This window comes from Marivirga tractuosa, assembly GCF_042140215.1.
In the GTDB taxonomy this organism is placed as follows: domain Bacteria; phylum Bacteroidota; class Bacteroidia; order Cytophagales; family Cyclobacteriaceae; genus Marivirga; species Marivirga tractuosa_A.
The window spans coordinates 788,357-807,217 of record NZ_CP159478.1; the positions used below are offsets into that span (position 1 = coordinate 788,357).

At 40.7% G+C, this 18,861-nt stretch carries 21 protein-coding genes; 6 read left to right on the forward strand and 15 right to left on the reverse strand.

What is annotated here, in order from left to right; genetic code table 11:
- Window positions 1-23 precede the first annotated feature (23 nt).
- The 4 genes from ABWH96_RS03485 to ABWH96_RS03500 form a co-directional block, all read right to left on the reverse strand.
- The gene (locus ABWH96_RS03485; RefSeq protein WP_375580139.1) at window positions 24-782 is read right to left on the reverse strand and encodes a metallophosphoesterase; all 759 of its coding nucleotides are present in this window, start codon (window positions 780-782) and stop codon (window positions 24-26) included.
- Between the two features lie 41 nt (window positions 783-823).
- Window positions 824-1,021, reverse strand: a complete 198-nt coding sequence (locus ABWH96_RS03490; protein WP_085516256.1) for a hypothetical protein — start codon at window positions 1,019-1,021, stop codon at window positions 824-826.
- Window positions 1,018-1,233, reverse strand: a complete 216-nt coding sequence (locus ABWH96_RS03495; protein ID WP_139827959.1) for a hypothetical protein — start codon at window positions 1,231-1,233, stop codon at window positions 1,018-1,020. Before ABWH96_RS03495 ends, ABWH96_RS03490 begins: the two co-directional genes overlap by 4 nt.
- A gap of 91 nt (window positions 1,234-1,324) precedes the next feature.
- Window positions 1,325-1,513: a hypothetical protein gene (locus ABWH96_RS03500; RefSeq protein ID WP_139827960.1), complete on the reverse strand. Its 189-nt coding sequence runs from the start codon at window positions 1,511-1,513 to the stop codon at window positions 1,325-1,327.
- Between the two features lie 100 nt (window positions 1,514-1,613).
- Between ABWH96_RS03500 and ABWH96_RS03505 the strand changes: the two genes are divergently transcribed.
- The 6 genes from ABWH96_RS03505 (at window position 1,614) to ABWH96_RS03530 (ending at window position 8,601) form a co-directional block, all read left to right on the forward strand.
- Window positions 1,614-1,832 carry a helix-turn-helix domain-containing protein gene (locus tag ABWH96_RS03505; protein WP_139827961.1) on the forward strand — a complete coding sequence of 73 codons (219 nt, stop codon included), beginning with the start codon at window positions 1,614-1,616 and terminating at the stop codon, window positions 1,830-1,832.
- Between the two features lie 175 nt (window positions 1,833-2,007).
- Window positions 2,008-2,442: a hypothetical protein gene (locus ABWH96_RS03510; RefSeq protein ID WP_375580140.1), complete on the forward strand. Its 435-nt coding sequence runs from the start codon at window positions 2,008-2,010 to the stop codon at window positions 2,440-2,442.
- A gap of 79 nt (window positions 2,443-2,521) precedes the next feature.
- Window positions 2,522-3,706, forward strand: coding sequence for a TolC family protein (locus tag ABWH96_RS03515; protein WP_375580141.1), 1,185 nt, complete (start codon window positions 2,522-2,524; stop codon window positions 3,704-3,706).
- A gap of 38 nt (window positions 3,707-3,744) precedes the next feature.
- Window positions 3,745-3,984, forward strand: coding sequence for a hypothetical protein (locus ABWH96_RS03520; protein ID WP_375580142.1), 240 nt, complete (start codon window positions 3,745-3,747; stop codon window positions 3,982-3,984).
- 12 nt (window positions 3,985-3,996) lie between these two features.
- Entirely contained in the window at window positions 3,997-5,508 is a 1,512-nt protein-coding gene (locus ABWH96_RS03525; RefSeq protein ID WP_375580143.1) for an efflux RND transporter periplasmic adaptor subunit, read from the forward strand.
- A gap of 12 nt (window positions 5,509-5,520) precedes the next feature.
- Window positions 5,521-8,601 carry an efflux RND transporter permease subunit gene (locus ABWH96_RS03530; RefSeq protein ID WP_375580144.1) on the forward strand — a complete coding sequence of 1,027 codons (3,081 nt, stop codon included), beginning with the start codon at window positions 5,521-5,523 and terminating at the stop codon, window positions 8,599-8,601.
- A gap of 57 nt (window positions 8,602-8,658) precedes the next feature.
- Here ABWH96_RS03530 and ABWH96_RS03535 read toward each other — a convergent pair whose 3' ends face one another.
- The 11 genes from ABWH96_RS03535 to ABWH96_RS03585 all read right to left on the reverse strand — a co-directional run bounded on the left by ABWH96_RS03535 (window position 8,659) and on the right by ABWH96_RS03585 (window position 18,796).
- The gene (locus ABWH96_RS03535) at window positions 8,659-9,108 is read right to left on the reverse strand and encodes a DsrE family protein (RefSeq protein ID WP_375580145.1); all 450 of its coding nucleotides are present in this window, start codon (window positions 9,106-9,108) and stop codon (window positions 8,659-8,661) included.
- Window positions 9,105-9,539, reverse strand: a complete 435-nt coding sequence (locus ABWH96_RS03540; protein WP_375580146.1) for a DoxX family protein — start codon at window positions 9,537-9,539, stop codon at window positions 9,105-9,107. Before ABWH96_RS03540 ends, ABWH96_RS03535 begins: the two co-directional genes overlap by 4 nt.
- A gap of 115 nt (window positions 9,540-9,654) precedes the next feature.
- Complete coding sequence (locus ABWH96_RS03545; protein ID WP_375580147.1) at window positions 9,655-10,002, reverse strand: hypothetical protein; 348 nt, start codon at window positions 10,000-10,002, stop codon at window positions 9,655-9,657.
- 241 nt (window positions 10,003-10,243) lie between these two features.
- Window positions 10,244-10,804, reverse strand: a complete 561-nt coding sequence (locus ABWH96_RS03550) for a methyltransferase family protein (protein WP_375580148.1) — start codon at window positions 10,802-10,804, stop codon at window positions 10,244-10,246.
- On the reverse strand, window positions 10,801-12,144 hold the full coding sequence (nhaA, locus tag ABWH96_RS03555) for a Na+/H+ antiporter NhaA (protein WP_375580149.1): 1,344 nt from the start codon (window positions 12,142-12,144) through the stop codon (window positions 10,801-10,803). Before nhaA ends, ABWH96_RS03550 begins: the two co-directional genes overlap by 4 nt.
- On the reverse strand, window positions 12,129-12,485 hold the full coding sequence (locus ABWH96_RS03560; protein ID WP_375580150.1) for an STAS/SEC14 domain-containing protein: 357 nt from the start codon (window positions 12,483-12,485) through the stop codon (window positions 12,129-12,131). The genes nhaA and ABWH96_RS03560 overlap by 16 nt, the downstream gene beginning before the upstream one ends.
- A 16-nt stretch (window positions 12,486-12,501) precedes the next feature.
- Entirely contained in the window at window positions 12,502-12,675 is a 174-nt protein-coding gene (locus tag ABWH96_RS03565) for a hypothetical protein (RefSeq protein ID WP_375580151.1), read from the reverse strand.
- A 4-nt stretch (window positions 12,676-12,679) separates the two neighbouring features.
- Complete coding sequence (locus tag ABWH96_RS03570) at window positions 12,680-13,678, reverse strand: sodium:calcium antiporter (protein WP_375580152.1); 999 nt, start codon at window positions 13,676-13,678, stop codon at window positions 12,680-12,682.
- Between the two features lie 25 nt (window positions 13,679-13,703).
- Window positions 13,704-14,498, reverse strand: a complete 795-nt coding sequence (locus tag ABWH96_RS03575; protein ID WP_375580153.1) for a cation transporter — start codon at window positions 14,496-14,498, stop codon at window positions 13,704-13,706.
- Window positions 14,499-14,746: 248 nt separating this feature from the next.
- The gene (gene lpdA / locus ABWH96_RS03580) at window positions 14,747-16,150 is read right to left on the reverse strand and encodes a dihydrolipoyl dehydrogenase (protein ID WP_375580154.1); all 1,404 of its coding nucleotides are present in this window, start codon (window positions 16,148-16,150) and stop codon (window positions 14,747-14,749) included.
- A gap of 135 nt (window positions 16,151-16,285) precedes the next feature.
- Window positions 16,286-18,796 carry a heavy metal translocating P-type ATPase gene (locus tag ABWH96_RS03585; RefSeq protein WP_375580155.1) on the reverse strand — a complete coding sequence of 837 codons (2,511 nt, stop codon included), beginning with the start codon at window positions 18,794-18,796 and terminating at the stop codon, window positions 16,286-16,288.
- Window positions 18,797-18,861: the final 65 nt, after the last annotated feature.

Consider the following 18,861-nt stretch of genomic DNA (forward strand, 5'->3'; position numbering starts at 1 on the left):
TATAAATTATACGTAAGTAAATATTAAAAAATCAACCGCTCCCTGTTAAAACCTTCATGTTCTTGCAGATCAATATATCCTAATTGATTGGTCATAAGTTGAGTCTCTCCAATTGGAAAATCTCTTATTTTAGCATGATGGTGTCCGTAAATCCAATAATCAGGTTTAAATTCCATTATAAGATCTTCCAATTCAACTGCAAAAGCTTCGTTCAATATGCTGCCGCTGTATTTGAATGGGTAATTTATTTTAGTAGGAACGTGATGAGTTATTACGATTGATTTTTCATCTTCATTACAATCTTTTAGTTCTTTCTGAATAAATGAAAGGCAATCCTTATGTAATTGATTATATTTTTTTGGTCTAAGACTTAATCCATCGTCTTTAATCACCCTAAAATCATTCATACCATGCTTTATTTCATTTGCATATTGAGTTCCGATATAAGTCCAAAGTGTACTAAATATGAATCTGTAATTTCCTATTTGAATGGATTTATTATTTAGCAAAATAACATTATCTCGTATTTTCTCCTGAAATGAACCGCTTCTATCATTTATATCGGATTGGTAATATTCATGATTGCCAGGAATCCAATAGGTCATTTCAAAATTATCCGAAACATAATCAAAAAAGTTATCTGCAACATGCATTATGTTGAAAGGAATAATGTCACCTGCTAATATCAAAATATCACCTACAGCTTGCAAGGGATATTTCTCAATAAAGGCTTTGTTCATTATGAATTCTAAATGGAGATCGGAGGCAAATTGGATTTTCATTGGTTCAATAAATAAAATTGATTGATTCTCTAGGTTTAAAATTAAAATCCGTGTTCAATATAATGACTACTGATCTTATTAATTCTTCCGCTTACTATATCTGGATTATTCTCATTAATACCATTTAGTTCTATAAAAGCTCCGTCAATCAATTTAGAATGTTGTTTAATTTGTTGCAGTTTTAATTCTGATGCTGAACGAAACTTCTTGATTTTCTTATTTGATTCTTCAAAGTTCATTTCTTATCGAATTTTTTATCATTTGTAGATTTGAGTATTTCTGAGTCAGAAATACTTTTAGCTAAAGAGGCCAATCCGTCTTTAAAATCCTTTTTTAGTAATTTGACATCCTTGCTCAGATCTTCTAAACCATTCTCAATCTTCGATAAATAACCCTGTCTTTGATTAAGGATTTCCATGATTCTTAGCCGTTTTTCGTTGTACTTATCCATAGTAAAGTTAATTTATGAATACTTTTTGGTATTACCCACTAAGCCAAAATGATATAGGATCAAGGATTGTTCCCCAAATCTAGATTAGATACTATCGCTCAGGTCTATCTAAAAACTTTACACTTCTTAATTCAATTAATTCGAGATCGCCAGAATCTAATTCGATTAAAGCTTTGGTAACAGTCTCATCTCTATTTGACATATAAACATATCGATGAAAATATCCTTTGTCGTTAAATCGGGGGCCATATTTTATCAGTACTCTTCTTAAGTGACTCATTTTACAAATAGCTCTATTTCGGTTTAAATATAAGCATAAATCTTTAAATCCGCACAAATAGTCTGTGTTCTGGATTTTCTTTTCAATCTACTTTTACAAAGTGGATATCAATATAAAAATAGGAGAACAACTAGCGCAGTTAAGAAAACAAAAAGGCTATACCCAAGAGCACTTAGCTTCTATTTTGGAATTACATGAAGACTATATTGGTAAAATAGAAAGAGGACAAAGGAACCCTTCCGTTAAAACTTTACTATTGATACTCGATAATTTAAAGATAAAGTATTCTGATTTTTTTGCTCTATTAGAGGATGCTTGATTTAAATAAAGGCTCTTTGTAAAAGTTGTGACTTAATTATTTATTCCATAATTACTAATTTTATTATTGGTAAGCTTTATATAACACAAAGTTTATATCCCTACTCACAAGGTTGATTTACCTTCGCTTTTTTCAATTTTGTGGTCTGACAATAAATACCGTACTTCGCATCTGAATGCAGCAATTTAAACATATATCAGCATCTTTCTTTCTGAGCATATTCAGTATGCTTTTGTTGCATCAGGCATTGCCTCATAATCATCATCAGCATGAGTTAAATGATGCAATAGAAATTTCCGGACATCAACATTCTCATGCTCATGGCCATGAGCACGACAAAGAAGAAAATAAAGATCCCGATGATCTTTCCGGATTATTGGGTTTTCTATTGGGCAGTCACTCACACACCTACCATTCCAATGATTTTCAGATAAGAAATGAGATTAAACCACAAATTCAGGTTTCATCCACATTCGTTTTACCGGAACTGCAACTTTTTTCATTTGTTCATCATATCAGCATTGTAGAGCCTGTTCCCCGTTTCACGACAGGCTATCATCATCCCTATTTATCTACTCCCTCAGTTAGAGGCCCTCCCACATTAGGTTAATCTTTTTGTGTAAATCATACTGCTATATATGCAGTTGGCTTACCAATTTTCATTCAGGTTTAACCTAAAATAATTATACATGTTAAAACAAATCGTATTGGCTCTTGGCGGATGCCTGTTTGCTTTGAGTGGTTTTGCTCAATCCACTCAAATTGATCAGGTACTTCGGGAAATAGAGCAAAACAATAAAGAACTAAAAGCTTTCCAATCGCTCATGGAAAGTAGAAAGCTTGACTTGAAATCCGGGAATAATTTACCCGATCCGCAGGTTGCTGCATTTTACCTTCCGTTTGGTGAACATAACACCGGAAACTATTCGGAATTTCAGGTTTCGCAGTCATTTGAATTTCCTACGGTATATGCCGCACGTTCTAAATGGATTGACAAGCAAAGGGATCAGCTACAATTGGAATATAACCAGCGAAGACAGGATATTTTACTGCCTGCTAAAAAATTTTGCTTGGAGCTGATTTCACTAACCAAGCGTAAGGAGGTGGAACTACTACGCATAGAACAGGCCCGACAGGTCTTTGACCAGGTGCAAGAGCTATTTGAAAAAGAACAGGTTGGCATTCTGGAGCTTAATAAAGCCAAAATTGCCTGGATGCAGGATCAATTTCAGGTAGAACAAATTGAGAATGAAATCCAAAATGTACTGATTTCTCTTCAAAAGCTGAATGGAAGCGAACCCATCCGTTTTGAGCAGTCTGAATTTTTGGATGCCTTGACTATTGCACCTTCTGACAGTATCTGGGAACAAATAAAATCCAGTGATCCTGTCATTAAAGCATTAAAAGGAGGTGAAGCAGTTGCCATGCGACAAGTACAGGTGCAGAAAAACCAAATGCTGCCTAACCTTACTGCCGGCTTCAATCATCAGGGGGTAATGGGAAATAATTATTCCGGTGTGTATGGTGGAATATCCATCCCCCTTTGGAATAGCAGGAATAAAGTAAAGGCGGCAAAAGCACAATACCAATATCGGCAGTCCAATACCGAAGCGGTTACTACTGAACGTCATTCAAATTTCATGGAGCAATACAATCAGTATGATTTGATGCTTCGGAAATACCGGGAGTATACAACTACATTGGAAGGTTTAAATAGTGAAAACCTGTTGTTGGAAGCTTACCAGCTAGGACAAGTTTCCTTTATGGACTATTACGTGGAACTACAGTTTTACCGGCAGGCTTATGATAGAATGCTTGAAATAGAAAAAGAGTTACATCAGCTAAAGGCTGAAATCATGAGTTATGAATTATGAATTATGAATTTAAGTTCAAAAAATTAAATACTAGAAATATGAAAACGAGAAATATAGTATTCGCATTACTAATCCTTTTTACCATTTCATGCACCTCAAAGTCTTCAAAAGAAGAACACGGGCATGAACACGAAACCGAAGAGGCACAGGGTCACGCCCATGATGAAGAGTCAGACCATCAGCATGAGAGTGAAGATCATCACGAACAGGAAGAGTTTACAATAGATGTGGACTCTACCCACACACATGATGATGGCACTGAACACCATGACCACTAAAAACTAAGAGATATGCGATACATACTAATTTTAATTATGCTATTGGCAATTTCTTGTCAATCGGCAGAAGAGCACGGTCACGCCCATGATGCGGAGGGAGGCCACATAGATGAGGCAAACGAGATACCAAGGGTAGATTATACCCGATGGACTGATAAGACGGAGCTATTCGTTGAATTTCCGGTATTGGTGGTTGGGCAAACCAGTCGATTTGCGGCTCACTTTACCGTTTTGAAAAATCACAAACCCGTAAGGGAAGGTAGTGTAACGGTCAGTTTGGTTAAGGATGGAAAAGGAATCAGACATGCTGTAGAAGCACCTTCTTCTCCGGGAATTTTCTCTCCCTCCTTACAGCCAAATACTGCCGGGAGTTATCAATTGATGTTTGATATTAAAACACCTCAGTACCAGGATAGAATTGTAATTAACGATATCCAGGTGTTTGCAGATTCTGAAGAAGCCGCCAATGCAGTTGGGGGCAACGAAGAAGATGGAGGTGCCATCAGTTTTCTGAAAGAGCAAGCCTGGAAAATTGATTTTCAGACGGTACCTGCAATTTCTAGAGAAATCTACGATGTGATTAATACATCAGGCGTATGGCAGCCTGCACCGGGAGCCATGAGATCTCTTTCAGCCAATGCTTCCGGGGTGGTAAATTTTGTCATTGACAACCTTACTGAAGGTACAGAAATAAAAAGAGGTCAGGTGTTGATGACTATAAGCAGTAAAGGGCTTACCTCTAACAACTTGCAAACAGAGATTGAGCAATCCAGGGCAAATTTTGAACAAGCTAAAGCCGAATATGAGCGTAAAAAGCAGCTCTATGAGTCTAAAATTGTACCCAAAGCTGAGTTGGAACAAGTTGAAAGCAAATACAAGGTGGCTAAATCAAATTATGAAACCTTGAAAGCGGGTTATTCGGCCGGAGGAAAACAGATCAAGGCTCCTTTTGATGGGTATATAAAATCAATTTCCATAAGCAATGGTGGTTTTGTTAATCAGGGAGTACAACTTGTGACCATAGGCTCACATCGCACTAAGTTACTTGAGACTCAAGTCAGCACATCCTATGCTTCTGCCTTGCAGCATATACAAAATGTGTTCTATCAGAAGGAAAATGACCAATGGTCAAATATAAGTGCTTCTGGAGGATCAATTCTTTCGATTGGAAAAGAGGTTGAAAGCTTAAAACCGATGCTTTCGATTTATGCACAGGTTACAGAGGAAATTAACATGCCGGAAGGCAGCTTTACTGAAGTTGAGATTGCTTATGGTGAACCCAAGCAAGCTGTACTTATTCCCGAAGCAGCTCTATTGGAAGATTATGGTAGTTACTCTGTAATAGTTCAGCTTTCCGGAGAAAGTTTTGAACGGAGACCAGTTATGATCGGTCGGAGCAATGGAGAATTTACTGAGATTACTGAAGGGCTTGAAACTGGTGAAGTGGTAGTAGCCAGAGGTGCTTATCAGGTAAAGATGGCCTCTGTGTCAGGATCTACGCCAGCTCATGGCCATGAACATTAAAAAGGAAATGATATGTTAAATAAAATATTATCAATATCACTCCAAAACAGACTGCTAGTACTATTGGGAGCGGTGGTGTTAAGTGTGGCAGGTCTATATATGGCACGAACAATGAACGTGGATGTATTCCCTGACCTTACTGCACCTACAGTCACCATCTTGACAGAGGCACATGGTTTGGAGTCAGAGGAAGTGGAAAAGCTGGTGACTTACCAGTTAGAAACCGCCATGAATGGCTCACCTAATGTGAGAAGGATCCGTTCATCGTCAGCCGCAGGTATTTCTATAGTTTGGGTAGAATTTGATTGGGGTACCGATATTTATCGTGCCCGGCAAATTGTAAGCGAACGCATACCAATGGTCCGTGAAAATTTACCCAGTGGTATAGGCGCACCGACTATGGCACCTATTTCATCCATTATGGGAGAGATAATGTTACTGGGTGTAACTTCAGATAGCTTGTCGCCCATGGAACTGCGTACGCTTTCTGATTGGACCATCAGGCCGAGATTAAAAGCGATTGGAGGCATTGCCAACGTCATTGTGATTGGCGGGGATTATAAGCAATACCAGGTGTTTGGCCATCCCGAAAAGCTTAAATATTATGATGTAAGTCTAAGTGAGTTGGTGGAAAAAGTAAAAGAAGCCAATGTGAATGCTCCGGGAGGTTTTTTTAATCAACATGGTAACCAATACATTATAAAAGGTAGTGGTCGTGCTTACGCTGTTGAAGAATTGCAAGAGGCTGTGGTGAAGCATGTAAGTGGACAAACTATAAAAATAAAGGATGTGGCCACTGTGCAAATTGGGGCAGCAGACAAAATAGGAGACGGCTCCTTGAATGCTTCTCCTGCGGTGATACTGACCATATCCAAACAACCGAATGTGAACACATTGGATCTGACTCAAAGACTGGATGAGGCAATTGCAGAACTCGGACAAACACTGCCAGAAAGTGTTGAAATCAAAAGCCGGATTTTCCGTCAATCAGATTTTATTGATGCTTCCATTAGCAATTTGAATCAAACATTGTTGGAAGGTGCTTTTTTTGTAGTGATCGTGCTGTTTATTTTCCTAATGAATTGGAGAACCACATTGATCTCACTGCTGGCCATTCCTATTTCGTTATTGGTTTCAATCATTGTTCTCAAGCTGCTGGGCTACACTATCAATACCATGAGCTTGGGCGGTATGGCCATTGCCATTGGGGCGTTGGTAGATGATGCCATTATAGATGTAGAGAATGTATACAAGCGATTACGTGAGAATGTAAGGAAACCAAAAGGAGAACGACAGCCTGTTCTTACGGTAGTGAAGGATGCTTCCATAGAAATCAGGAGTTCTATAATAATAGCCACCCTGATTATTATTGTTTCGTTTGTGCCCTTATTCTTTTTGAGTGGAATGGAGGGTCGACTGTTGCAACCTCTGGGTATTGCTTTTGTTACTTCTGTACTCACATCATTAGTGGTAGCCGTTACTGTAACACCGGTATTGTGCTCGTATCTTTTGAAAAACGAACGGCTATTGTTAAAAAGTGCTGAAGGTACCAAGGTGGAGCGATGGCTGCAAAAGCGATATGCAAGTGTGCTTGGTGGTGCCATGCGTTTTCCTAAAACGATCATTGGGGTTACAGTTATTGCTTTTATACTGAGCATTGGATTGTTTACTCAATTAGGTAGAAGCTTTTTACCTGAGTTTAATGAAGGCTCACTTGTAATAAGTGTAGTAGGACCTCCCGGTATGTCCCTGGAAGAAAGCAATAAGGTGGGTAAACTGGTTGAACAACAGCTGCTAGAAATGCCTGAAGTTGATGTGGTGACCCGCAGGACGGGACGTGCAGAGCTGGACGAACATGCTCAAGGTGTAAATGCTGCTGAAATTGATGTTCCGTTTACTCTGGAAGATAAATCCAAGGAGGAGTTTTTTGAAGACGTGAGAACAAAACTTAGCATTGTGCCCGGTGTAAATATCACCCTAGGCCAGCCAATAGCTCACCGAATTGATCATATGCTTTCGGGAACACGGGCTAACATTGCTATCAAAATATTTGGCTCTGATCTCCAACGTTTGTATGAAGTGGGCAAAAGTGTGGAGCAAGCTATCAAACCCATACCAGGCTTGGCTGATGTGGCCGTTGCTCAACAGATTGAAGTGCCTCAAATTCGTATCAAACCGAAACGTCAGATGCTTTCTGCCTTTGGTATGACGGTTGGGGATTTTATGGAGCAGGTAGACATCGCCTTTGCAGGAGAGGAAGCTGGTGAAATCTATGAAGGACAAAAATACTTTGATCTTGTAGTGCGCTATCAGGATGATTTCAGGGATAAGATAGAGCGCATCAAAACTGCCCTCGTAAGCCTGCCTAATGGTGGTCAAACGAGCATAGATCAGCTGGCGACTGTATCATCAGTAAGCAGTCCGAATACCATCAGCCGTGAAGATGTACAGAGAAAGATCGTAGTGGCAGCCAATGTGCAAGGGCGTGATTTGCGGAGTGCGGTCAATGAGATACAGCAAACTATAAGCAGTAGCATTGATATACCAGAAGGTTATCGGGTAGAGTATGGTGGTCAATTTGAAAGTGAAGCTAAGGCCTCCCAATTATTATTGCTTACCGCTATCATAGCCATTCTAATCATATTTCTGCTGCTCTACTTTGAGTTCAAAGATATGAAACTGGCTTTTGTGGTGCTGATCAATCTGCCATTGGCGTTGATTGGAGGTATTCTTATTGTCTATTTTACTTCAGGCATCATTAGCATTGCTGCTACCATCGGTTTTATCAGCTTGTTTGGTATCGCTACGAGAAACGGAATTTTGCTTGTTTCCAGGTATGAAGACCTGCGAAAGGAAGGCAAACAAGGTCTTGTGTTGATCAAAGAAGGTGCTTTGGACCGGCTCAACCCTATTTTGATGACCGCCTTTACAACAGGTCTGGCTTTGATCCCATTAGCCTTAAAGGGCGGTGAGCCAGGTAGTGAAATTCAAAGTCCAATGGCTGTGGTGATCTTAGGTGGATTACTATCAGCTACAATTTTGAATTTGGTTGTAATACCTTGTGTATATCAGTTGGTTTCATTGAAAAAATAATGGGTTGTTTAACAGCTGAGTCTTTGAATAAAAGACTCAGCTGTATTTAAACATATTTTAGAGTTCAATGGTGTAATAACAATTCTCCTGAAGTTCAAAAATGCGAATAAGCCCATTGTCAACGACTTCAAGCTGCTCAGGTAGCGCTTGTTGATGTACTTCAAATTTCTCCATCGACATACCACATACTGAGAATCTCACATTAAGTCTTTCGGCTTCAGTGAGCATTTTAGAAACGGCCTCATTGCTTTTATCAGCCAGTTCCTTTACCACTTTACCACAAACGACTACTTCAAATTCTTCGTAGTCTTTACCAGCTTCGTTCAACTGCATAGCAGTCTTGAGTGCTGCTCCCATATGCTGAGTTGTACGCACAAGCAATGCATATTTATTTAATCCCTTTTCGTTTGCTTTACAAGGCACATTTTGTGCCTCTGAAGAATAACTAAGCCCCACTAATATGATTGTGAACAATAAGCCTTTTGATATATTAATTAGAATTTTCATGATGTAATATTTTTTGATTTAGATTTTAGCATGCTATCAACACAATAGCACAGCGAACCATTGAGGGCAAAGAATATTAAGCCCCCTAAAATGGCTATGTTTTTAAAAAGTGGTCCTGCAGTAGCCCATTGCCCAACCTGAATAGTAAAGGTTATGGGCAATAGGATTAGGATCAGGCCGATAGCTGCTATTCGGGTTTTAAAACCGAGAAGCAGTGCCATTCCCCCTATGAGCATAAATGCACCACTAACTATAATTAATGGTTCTGGAGAACCTAGAGCTAATATAAATTCTGCCATTTGTGCTGCCTTTAATCTGGCAGCAACTTTATCGACAAAAAGAATATGATTGAGTCCGGCAATAAGAAATATGCCACTAATGGCCACTCGCAATACAACAAGCGAGCGACTATTGATTAAATAGTTGTTCATTTTAGAAAATTTTAAACCCTGATGGGTTAAGATTCAATTAAAGATTAGATGACTCTCTGTACACCATAAGAAATAGTGCGTAAGTCGAAAACTAGAGAGTAAATTGAGGTTAATATTAACCTTTTGGAGGGCAGGGATCTCTCCCTAAAGTGGGTGAATTATATAATTGAGCCAATGCGATATTTCTTTCGATAGATAGCGCATGCAAGAGAGGGACAGGGTTAACTCCAAAAGTTGAAGTCATACTTGTAACACAGATGGCGTTGAGCATTTGAGTCAAACCCAACTCGGCCTTTCTGGTAGAAATTTCTGTGGGGGATGTGAAATGAACCTGTTTTGCTTTAGCACATTTTTTTTTGACCACAAAATTAATCTCATCGCTTATAGAATCTGCAACAACATTTGGTGCGAAACCAAATGAATAGGTGATTGCTAATATTATGGCAATAATTTTACGCATCATTTAAATGAGCAACGCAAGTGAGGTTTTTTTGTTGTGATTGGCTAGGAAGATTAGCTTCTACATGGCTTACTATAGCCTAAAGGATTTCTAGTTATATTATTGCAAATATTAAATGATTAAATTTTATTCCTCTCTTTATTTTTTGAGAGTTGTATGTGTGCAACGATTATAAATACCAACAATAGCCCTATAGAAACAAATGGAGACTACTGTTAAGTAGCCTCATAATTTTTTTTAACTATTAAAACCATCTGCCTACCTGTTTCTCATAAGCAAAATAATCTTCTCCAAAAATACGCTCCAGTACCTTTTCTTCCAGCCCAACACGGACAAATACAATCAAGGAACCGAGTAATAGCAGTACACCTGAATAGATACTGGGAATGCAAAGAAAAAAGCCAATCAGTGTGGTTAGTTGCCCTAGATGGAGTGGATTTCTGGATTTAGCATAAATGCCGGTTGAGAGTAGTAACCAGCCTTTTGTTTCACTTCTTCTATTCAATCTTTGTTGATTTTTAGCTGAGAAAACGATCAGGAAGGCTAGTGACATGAGACCAACGGCTGCCCAGCTCAACCAATGACTTTTCAATGCCTCAAATGGCACAATGTATTGATGATAAAATTCCGGGTATAACGAGAAAACTGTCACTAGCACTATTACCAATAACCATATCAGGTTATTCAATAAGGTAACAGTTTTAAGCTTAGGTGGCTTTTCTTTCTTTTTGGAAGCGTACATTAAAAATGTAAGTAAAAAGTAAAGGAGGAAAAACACCGGCAGAAATATTCTTAAATGTATCATTCGATTTTGGTTTTAGGTTTTGTAAATAATAATGTTGTAATACCTACTAAAGCAGCTATTAAAGATGCTATTAAGATACTGATTTTAGATACCTTGACCAATTCAGGATCACTAAATGCCAGATTTGTGATGAACAGCGACATGGTAAATCCGATACCGGCTATCATGCCCATGCCAATGATGTGCCGCCATCTTAATGAGAAATGCAATTCTGCTATCCCCAGCTTTTCTCCGATAAAGGAAAAGAGGCTGATTCCCAATACTTTCCCTACCGCTAGACCCAATAATACACCTAGGCCCAGAGAACCTGATACGACCTCCAAAAAGCTAACATCCAGTCTCACGCCTGCATTGGCAATGGCGAAAATAGGAATAATGAAAAAGGCATTAAAATCAATCAGTGCATTCTCCAGTTTAAGCAAAGGCGGTCTTGAGTTTTCAGTATCCTTTTTGATGGCCTTTAGTATTTTTCTTTGACGAATATCCTGCATGGGGTCTCGTGTATCAATATCTGTTTTCTCCAATTCAGCCACATTCCTGACGGTGCGTTCTTTCAATAATTTACTATCGAGTTTAGGTTTTACAGGAATGGTAATGGCAAAAAGTACCCCAGCTATGGTAGGGTGAACCCCAGAATTTAGAAAGCAATACCATAAAGCTACTCCTCCCAATATGTACCACAAGAGGTTTTTCACTCCAAAACGGTTACATAACATCAAAAGAATAAAAATGCTGGCTGCTGAACCTAAGTACAACCCACTCAGCTCGTTGCTATAAAACAACGCAATCACAAGAATGGCTCCTAAATCATCAGCAATTGCCAGAGCCACCAAAAAGATTTTAAGCTGAGCAGGCACTCGTTTACCCAACAGGCCAATGATGCCCAAAGAATAAGCAATGTCAGTGGCCATTGGAATTCCCCAGCCGTTTATATTTTCAGTACCGGAATTAAAACTTACAAAAATCAGTGCTGGTACAACCATTCCACCCAGTGCTCCCAAAAGCGGCATAGAAGCTTTCTTAAAGGATGATAATTCACCTACCAAAATTTCTCGTTTTAACTCCATTCCGGCCACCAGAAAGAATATAGCCATCAGGCCGTCATTGATCCATTCTTCAATGGTCAAACCAAAAGTAAAATGCTCAGATAGCCCAAAGAGAAATTCATCTTTAAGATAGTGATGGTAAGCATCCGCCCATTGAGAATTGCCCAGCACAAGTGCTATAATGGTTGCTGCAATCAGAAGCAGTCCTCCGGTTGTTTCCCTGTCCAGGAATTTTCTGGCCGTTTGACGGATATACGCTATTGTTGACTGATTATTTTTTACTGACTGATCCATTCTTTTGCTTCTTCTTTTTCTTTTAAATCAAAATACTTTATTTCCGCGTTGGTAAACGGTTTCATGAATTGGGTGATCCAATTCTGCCATTTTTTGTCGCCTACCATCGCTATTTTTTCATAATCATCGGCATGAGACATATCCATTTTTAAATCCTTCCAAAAGGCATTGAATTTCCAGCCTGAGAAATTCTCCATTTCAAAGTACCACCGTACTTTTTGCCCACGGTTCACAATGTTATGAATCAAAGGATGTATTTTCTGAATATCCTTTTCAGTCAGGTTGTCCTCAGCCCTGGTGGCTATTATGTTGTTTTTGGTAAATTCTAATATTTGTAGCATAACGTTCTAATTTTAATTACAATTTTCTTCTTTCCATTTCTGCTTTGGCTATGGCCCGATCTATGGCTTCTGGCTTTGTGCATTTATCCTGGACGTAGAATTCTTCGGCATATTTTAAAACCAGCTTCCTGATATCCTCATCCAGTGCGTTGAGACGGTGCTTATAGTCTTTGAATAAATACTCTTCCATAAGATTAAAAAAGTTTTAAGACGAAAAACGCCATAATCAATAAATAGGCAACATAAGCTGCATCAAATACAAATATTTGCCATTTGCTAAATCCATGAAGCTGCTTGCTTTGATGGACAAAAACCGAATAAAGCAACGGCATCAATCCAACAAAAGCCAGGTTGACCCAGTACAATTGAAAATCCTCCACGGGTGTGGTCACCAGGGCCAAAGGAAAAAATGCCACGGTCATGGTTACCGCATTGTCAGCTATCACGCTGGTGGTTCCTGCAGTAACCTCTCCACCCTTTACCACACTCCAGGTCTTAAATACTTCAGGAGCAGTGGTCATAATGCCGGTGATGAATAGTCCTCCGACAATCTCCGATATACCCAAAGCCGAAACGATGTTCTCAGTGGCTTTCACAATGAAAAATGCCCCGGCCGCTATGGCAAATGCCCCGGCAATGGAAAGCCATATTTTCTTTTGTGTCCATTCTACTTTTTCTCCTTCTTTTCTTCCTTTAACAATAGCGTGAGTTAAAAAGGCACCATAAGCCCCAAGCATAATCCATCCGTCAATCGGTTGCAAGCCTCGCCAGGCTTCCGGTAAGGTTAGTACTGCTACCAGTGCGATTATACCCAAATAGGGCAGTGACAAAACGGATACGGAACGCTTATTTAAAGCCAATAGATTAGCATCCAGATGTTCCTGATGTTTGGGGTTGTTTTTGAATTGTTTGCGTGACGCAAAATAGGCTATCGTAACCATGAGGGGAATGGAGATGATATTAGAACCTAGTAAGTTTCCTAAGCCTATATTTGATACACCCCGAGCAGCACTGGTGATATTGATAGCTACTTCGGGGCTTGCTGTTACAATCGCAAGAAAAGCAGCTCCTGCCGAAGCAGTGAGCCCCCATTGTTTACGCAACATTTTGAGCGGTGTGAGCAATTGGTCAGCTCCCCAATGTGCAGCCCATGCGGCTGCTACTAAAACTCCTACCCATAACCATGTACTCATTCTTCTGTTTTTATCGGTTAATTATTTATTTAGCTATTTTCAATATCCTTACCGCCCCCCGCATTACGAAGGTGAAAACAATTGCCCCAATGGCCAAATCAGGCCATTTGCTGTTTAGAAAATAAACCAAAACACCGGCCAGGATCACTCCGCCATTCACTATAATGTCATTGGAAGTGAAAATAGCGCTGGCTTGCATGTGGGCCTCCTCACTTTTGGCTTTATTAATCAGCCAGAGCGAAACCAGGTTGCCGATGAGGGCCAGTACTGCTATGACGATCATCCATTGAAACAGCGGTGTTCCGCTTTCGCTGAAAAACCTGCGCAATACTTCTGAAAAGCCTAAGAGCGCCAATCCCATTTGAAAATAGCCACTGAATTTGGCTACTTTCTTCTTTCTGGAAACTGCACCACCAACTGCAAACAGGCTTAGTGCATACACGATGGAATCTGCCAGCATATCCAGTGAATCAGCTATCAGGCCCATAGAGTTGGATATCCAGCCTGTGGTCATTTCTACTACAAAAAATCCAAAATTGATGCCCAGCACCCACCACAGTATTTTTCGCTGTTTTGAATCGTCAGGAGCCAACGGCAACTCAGCTTCATCTTCGGTATTTTCCAACCGGTCATTGAGCTTGAGTTCGCTGATTGCCTGATGGATCTTGTCCACTTCGTTTGTGTGATATACTTCCAGTCTGCGATTGGGGATATCAAATGAAAGTTGCTTTACCTCACTATAAGGCTCAAGTTTCATGCGGATCATCTGTTCCTCTGAGGGGCAGTCCATTTTTGTAATTATGAATGCGCTTTTCTTCATGTATTTTTTTGTTTACCTGTTAATGCAGTTGGCAAAAGCAGTTGGCAGTTGGCAGTTGGCAAAAGGTACCGTCATTTATTTCTTGGTTTATATTTTTCGGGAATTTCAATCATATGGTTTAGCATTCGGCCTACCTCTTCTGATTTAACAACAAGTTCATTTCGCTCTCCCTCCGATATATAATTGCAGGCTAACGCAAAATCATCACTAAATACCATATAATTTAATTGACAATGCACTTAAGGCCGTTAAATATGTAACGCCCTGTCTTCGGTAGCTGCCAGACAGGCCTCCTTAAAGGTCTCGGAAAAAGTGGGATGCCCGTGTGACATTCTTGCAATATCTTCGGCAGATGCCCTGAATTCCATCGCTACCACTGCTTCGGTATAACTGTCTGCAATCCGTGGGCCAATCATATGCACCCCCAATATCTCATCGGTCTGTTTATCGGCAATAACCTTGATAAAGCCATCGGTATCCATACTTATTTTTGCTCTTGCATTGGCCTTGAATGGAAAGGAGCCTGTTTTGATACTTCTTCCTGCTTCTTTCAATTCTTCTTCCGTCAATCCTACTCCTGCAACCTCGGGTTGGGTGTACACGATATTGGGGATGAGTGAATAATTGATATGTGGTTTTTGGCCAACAATCCGTTCGGCTACAAATACGCCTTCTTCACTGGCTTTATGGGCAAGCATTGCTCCGCGGATTACATCCCCTATGGCATACACCCCCTTGACATTGGTTTCGAGGTTTTCATCTACCTTTATCTGTCCTTTTTCGTTGGTTTCCACTCCTATATTTTCAAGGCCTAAATTGGCGGTGTACGGCTTTCGCCCAATGGCCATAAGGCAATAATCAGCTTCTAAATTCATTTCTTCTTTATCCGAAAGGTTTTCCGCTTTCAATTTTACCTTATTATCCATGGCTGTTGCATCTGTCACCTTATATTCCAAATAAAATTCAATCCCCTGTTTTTTTAGGGAACGGTGCAATTGTTGTCCCAATGCGCCATCCATAGTGGCAATGAGGCTATCAAAATATTCTACTATGGAAACCTTTGAACCCAGGCGGGCGAATACGGAACCTATCTCAACCCCGACAACGCCCCCACCAACAACCATTAAATGGTCGGGGATTTCGCTTAGAGCAAGGGCTTCGGTAGAAGAGATGATCCGCTTTTTATCGATTTCAATATTGGGCAGTGAAGCGGGTTTGGACCCTGTGGCAATGATAATTTTATCGGTTTCTATGGTTTCTGTTTTATCTTCGGCCTTAATCTCAATCGTGTTTTTGTCCATGATGGTGCCGTGGCCTTCATAAACGGAAACCTTGTTCTTTTTCATCAGATAGTCAACGCCATTGATGATTTCCTTTACCACATCCTGAACCCTTTGGTTCATTTTTTTGATATCGACATTAGCTTCTTTTACATCAATCCCAAAATTTTCAAATTGATGTTTGAGTTTGTAGTAATGCTCCGAGGCTTCCAGCCAGGCTTTTGACGGGATACAGCCCACATTTAGGCATGTGCCACCCAACGTGCTGTATCTTTCAATAATAGCCGTTTTTAACCCTAATTGAGCACATCGGATGGCACTTACATACCCGCCAGGGCCAGAGCCTATTATAGTTACATCATATTTTTGCATATTCACATTTTTTAAAGTTAAAGTTGATTATTGAGCCGTTAAGGTTCAGTTTTCAGGCAGGTCCAACGTGTTGCTTTCCCTATGACTTTTTGTAAACTTCTTTTAGCTTTTAACACTTTACATTATTCAAGTTTCTTACTTCTTATAAGCCAATAATCGCAAAGCATTAAACACTACTACCAAAGTTGAACCTTCATGGATGAGCACTGCAATACCGATATTAGCAAAGCCGAAAACCGTGGCAGGTATTAACAAGGCTACTATGCCCAAACTCATCCACAAGTTTTGCCTGATAATGCCTTTGGCCTTTCTACTTAAACCGATTGCAAAGGGCAAGGTTTCCAGCTTGTCGGCCATCAGGGCAATATCAGCTGTTTCCAGGGCTACATCACTGCCTGCAGCTCCCATGGCAATACCTACCGTGCTGTTGGCCATGGCCGGGGCATCATTCACGCCATCACCTACCATCGCTACTTTGGATTCTTTTTCCTTAAGTTCTTTGATGGCTTCTACCTTTTCTTCCGGCAGCAAGCTGCCCCAGGCATCCGTGAGGCCAATCTCTTTGGCCACTGCATCGGCTACTTTCTGGTTATCACCCGTGAGCATGATCATACGCTTGATACCAAGCTTTTTCAGTTGCTCCAGGGTGTTTTTAGCTTCTTTTCTGGGCGTATCCATCAAGGCAATGATGCCAATGTATTTGTCATTTTGACGGATCAGCATGGTGGTATTGCCATCTGACTCCAGTGATTTAACTTTTTCTTCTGTTTCCTTAGAGGGCTTTTTGTCATCCAAAGATTCAAACAGGTCCAGGTTACCGATGTACACTTTGTCATTACCAAGGGTAGCTTTGATTCCTTTGCCAAGCACCGCTTCAAGGTCTTTCGCATCAGGCACATCAGCACCCTTCAGTCGCTCTTTCCCATCCCGCACCACAGCTTTGGCCAGCGGATGGTCGCTCAGGCTCTCTACGGCTATGGCTATTTTCAATAGTTCTTGCTCGTTTACATCACCTAAAGGAATTACTTCGGTGAGCTTGGGCTTACCTTCTGTTAGTGTTCCGGTTTTGTCAAAAGCCAGGGCGGTGAGTACACCCAGATCTTCCAGCGGACGGCCACCTTTGATAAGCACCCCGCTTTTGGCTGCCCTGGCTACTCCGCTTAGCACTGCACTTGGTGTGGCAATGGCCAAAGCGCAAGGGCTGGCTGCCACCAATACGGCCATTGCACGGTAGAAACTTTCGCTAAACGTTTCGTCCAGTACCAAAAAAGCGAAATTGAGTATGACCACCAAGACCAATACAGAAGGCACAAAATACTTCTCAAATTTGTCGGTGAGCCGCTGTGTAGGTGATTTCTGGGTCTGGGCTTCATTCACCAACTTGACCAGTCGCGAAAGCGTAGAGTCTTTGGCTTCTTTGATCACTTTGATTTCCAAGGTATTATTGCCATTGATAGTACCTGAAAAGGCACGGTTCTCGTCTTTGATGTCTTTTTCCTCCGACCAGTTTTTATCAGGATTATCCACCGGTTCTTTATCTACCGGCACACTTTCCCCAGTGATAGGGGCCTGATTAACACTACTGGTACCACTGACAATCACGCCATCTGCTGAGATTTTACTATTGGGCTTCACCACGATGATGTCACCTACGCTTAGTTCCTCAATACCGACTTCTTCGGTCTTACCATTTCTCTTAAGCAATGCGGTTTTAGGAGCGAGCTCTGCCAAAGCAGCAATGGATTTACGGGCTTTGTTCATGGCATAATGTTCCAGTGCATGCCCCATGCTGAACAGGAACAATAACAAAGCACCTTCTGCCCATTCTCCCAAAATAGCAGCTCCAATGGCTGCCACCAGCATGAGAAAGTCAATTTCAAAACCTCCTTTGGCCACTGTTTGAATGGCTTCTTTGGCCGTAAAATATCCGCCAAAGAAATATGCTCCGATGTATAATGCGAGGCTCACCCAGGAAGGCACAGCCTCTACATAAGACAATCCAAAGCCAATTCCGAGCAATGCTCCACAGATAATGGAAAAAATCAGCTCCGTATTTTTACCGAAAATGCCGCCATGCGAATGTTCATCATCTTCACCTTCCTCATGGTCATCTTCCTTATTACCTTCCTTTTGATCTTCTTGATCTTCGCCTTTTTCATTTTCTTTTACTTGCTCAAGGAAACGTTCGGCACTCACCTGCGTATCGGGCATATCAAGCCCGTCTTTTCTCAGGGCTTTCAGGATTTCGGCCTCATCTGTTTTGGCGGTATCATACTCTACCCGCACCATGCCTGATGCCGATACGGAGGCTTCCATAATACCCGCTATACCTCGGAGACTACGCTCAATGTTACGAGCATGGCGTGTATGACGAATACCATCTACTTCTATGAGTTTATGTCCAAATTTTTCAGTGATTTCCGCCCCGGCTTGCTCCGCTAACGACTGGATACGATCTATGGAGATCAACTCCGGGTCGTAATGAAAGCAGAGCTGGGGTACTCCGTTATCCTTTTCATCAGACACATGCACTTTTTCCAAACCCTCTTTGCCTTTAAAACGCTCGATGAGTTTTGCCACACATTGGTCCTTCTCGTCCGGTACTTCAGGCAGGAGAAGAGGAATTTTTATTTGTAGTTTTTTCACTATTCTATTTTTTTTAATTCTATTTTACATAATGCTCTCGTGAAGTTATGTCAATTACTAATGCA

Bases quoted from the DNA above. Each gene is read 5' to 3' on its own strand.
- ABWH96_RS03485 (WP_375580139.1), bottom strand. From the start codon at position 782: ATGAAAATCCAATTTGCCTCCGATCTCCATTTAGAATTCATAATGAAC.
- ABWH96_RS03490 (WP_085516256.1), bottom strand. From the start codon at position 1,021: ATGAACTTTGAAGAATCAAATAAGAAAATCAAGAAGTTTCGTTCAGCA.
- ABWH96_RS03495 (WP_139827959.1), bottom strand. From the start codon at position 1,233: ATGGATAAGTACAACGAAAAACGGCTAAGAATCATGGAAATCCTTAAT.
- ABWH96_RS03500 (WP_139827960.1), bottom strand. From the start codon at position 1,513: ATGAGTCACTTAAGAAGAGTACTGATAAAATATGGCCCCCGATTTAAC.
- ABWH96_RS03510 (WP_375580140.1), top strand. From the start codon at position 2,008: ATGCAGCAATTTAAACATATATCAGCATCTTTCTTTCTGAGCATATTC.
- ABWH96_RS03515 (WP_375580141.1), top strand. From the start codon at position 2,522: ATGTTAAAACAAATCGTATTGGCTCTTGGCGGATGCCTGTTTGCTTTG.
- ABWH96_RS03520 (WP_375580142.1), top strand. From the start codon at position 3,745: ATGAAAACGAGAAATATAGTATTCGCATTACTAATCCTTTTTACCATT.
- ABWH96_RS03525 (WP_375580143.1), top strand. From the start codon at position 3,997: ATGCGATACATACTAATTTTAATTATGCTATTGGCAATTTCTTGTCAA.
- ABWH96_RS03530 (WP_375580144.1), top strand. From the start codon at position 5,521: ATGTTAAATAAAATATTATCAATATCACTCCAAAACAGACTGCTAGTA.
- ABWH96_RS03535 (WP_375580145.1), bottom strand. From the start codon at position 9,108: ATGAAAATTCTAATTAATATATCAAAAGGCTTATTGTTCACAATCATA.
- ABWH96_RS03540 (WP_375580146.1), bottom strand. From the start codon at position 9,539: ATGAACAACTATTTAATCAATAGTCGCTCGCTTGTTGTATTGCGAGTG.
- ABWH96_RS03545 (WP_375580147.1), bottom strand. From the start codon at position 10,002: ATGATGCGTAAAATTATTGCCATAATATTAGCAATCACCTATTCATTT.
- ABWH96_RS03550 (WP_375580148.1), bottom strand. From the start codon at position 10,804: ATGATACATTTAAGAATATTTCTGCCGGTGTTTTTCCTCCTTTACTTT.
- nhaA (WP_375580149.1), bottom strand. From the start codon at position 12,144: ATGGATCAGTCAGTAAAAAATAATCAGTCAACAATAGCGTATATCCGT.
- ABWH96_RS03560 (WP_375580150.1), bottom strand. From the start codon at position 12,485: ATGCTACAAATATTAGAATTTACCAAAAACAACATAATAGCCACCAGG.
- ABWH96_RS03565 (WP_375580151.1), bottom strand. From the start codon at position 12,675: ATGGAAGAGTATTTATTCAAAGACTATAAGCACCGTCTCAACGCACTG.
- ABWH96_RS03570 (WP_375580152.1), bottom strand. From the start codon at position 13,678: ATGAGTACATGGTTATGGGTAGGAGTTTTAGTAGCAGCCGCATGGGCT.
- ABWH96_RS03575 (WP_375580153.1), bottom strand. From the start codon at position 14,498: ATGAAGAAAAGCGCATTCATAATTACAAAAATGGACTGCCCCTCAGAG.
- lpdA (WP_375580154.1), bottom strand. From the start codon at position 16,150: ATGCAAAAATATGATGTAACTATAATAGGCTCTGGCCCTGGCGGGTAT.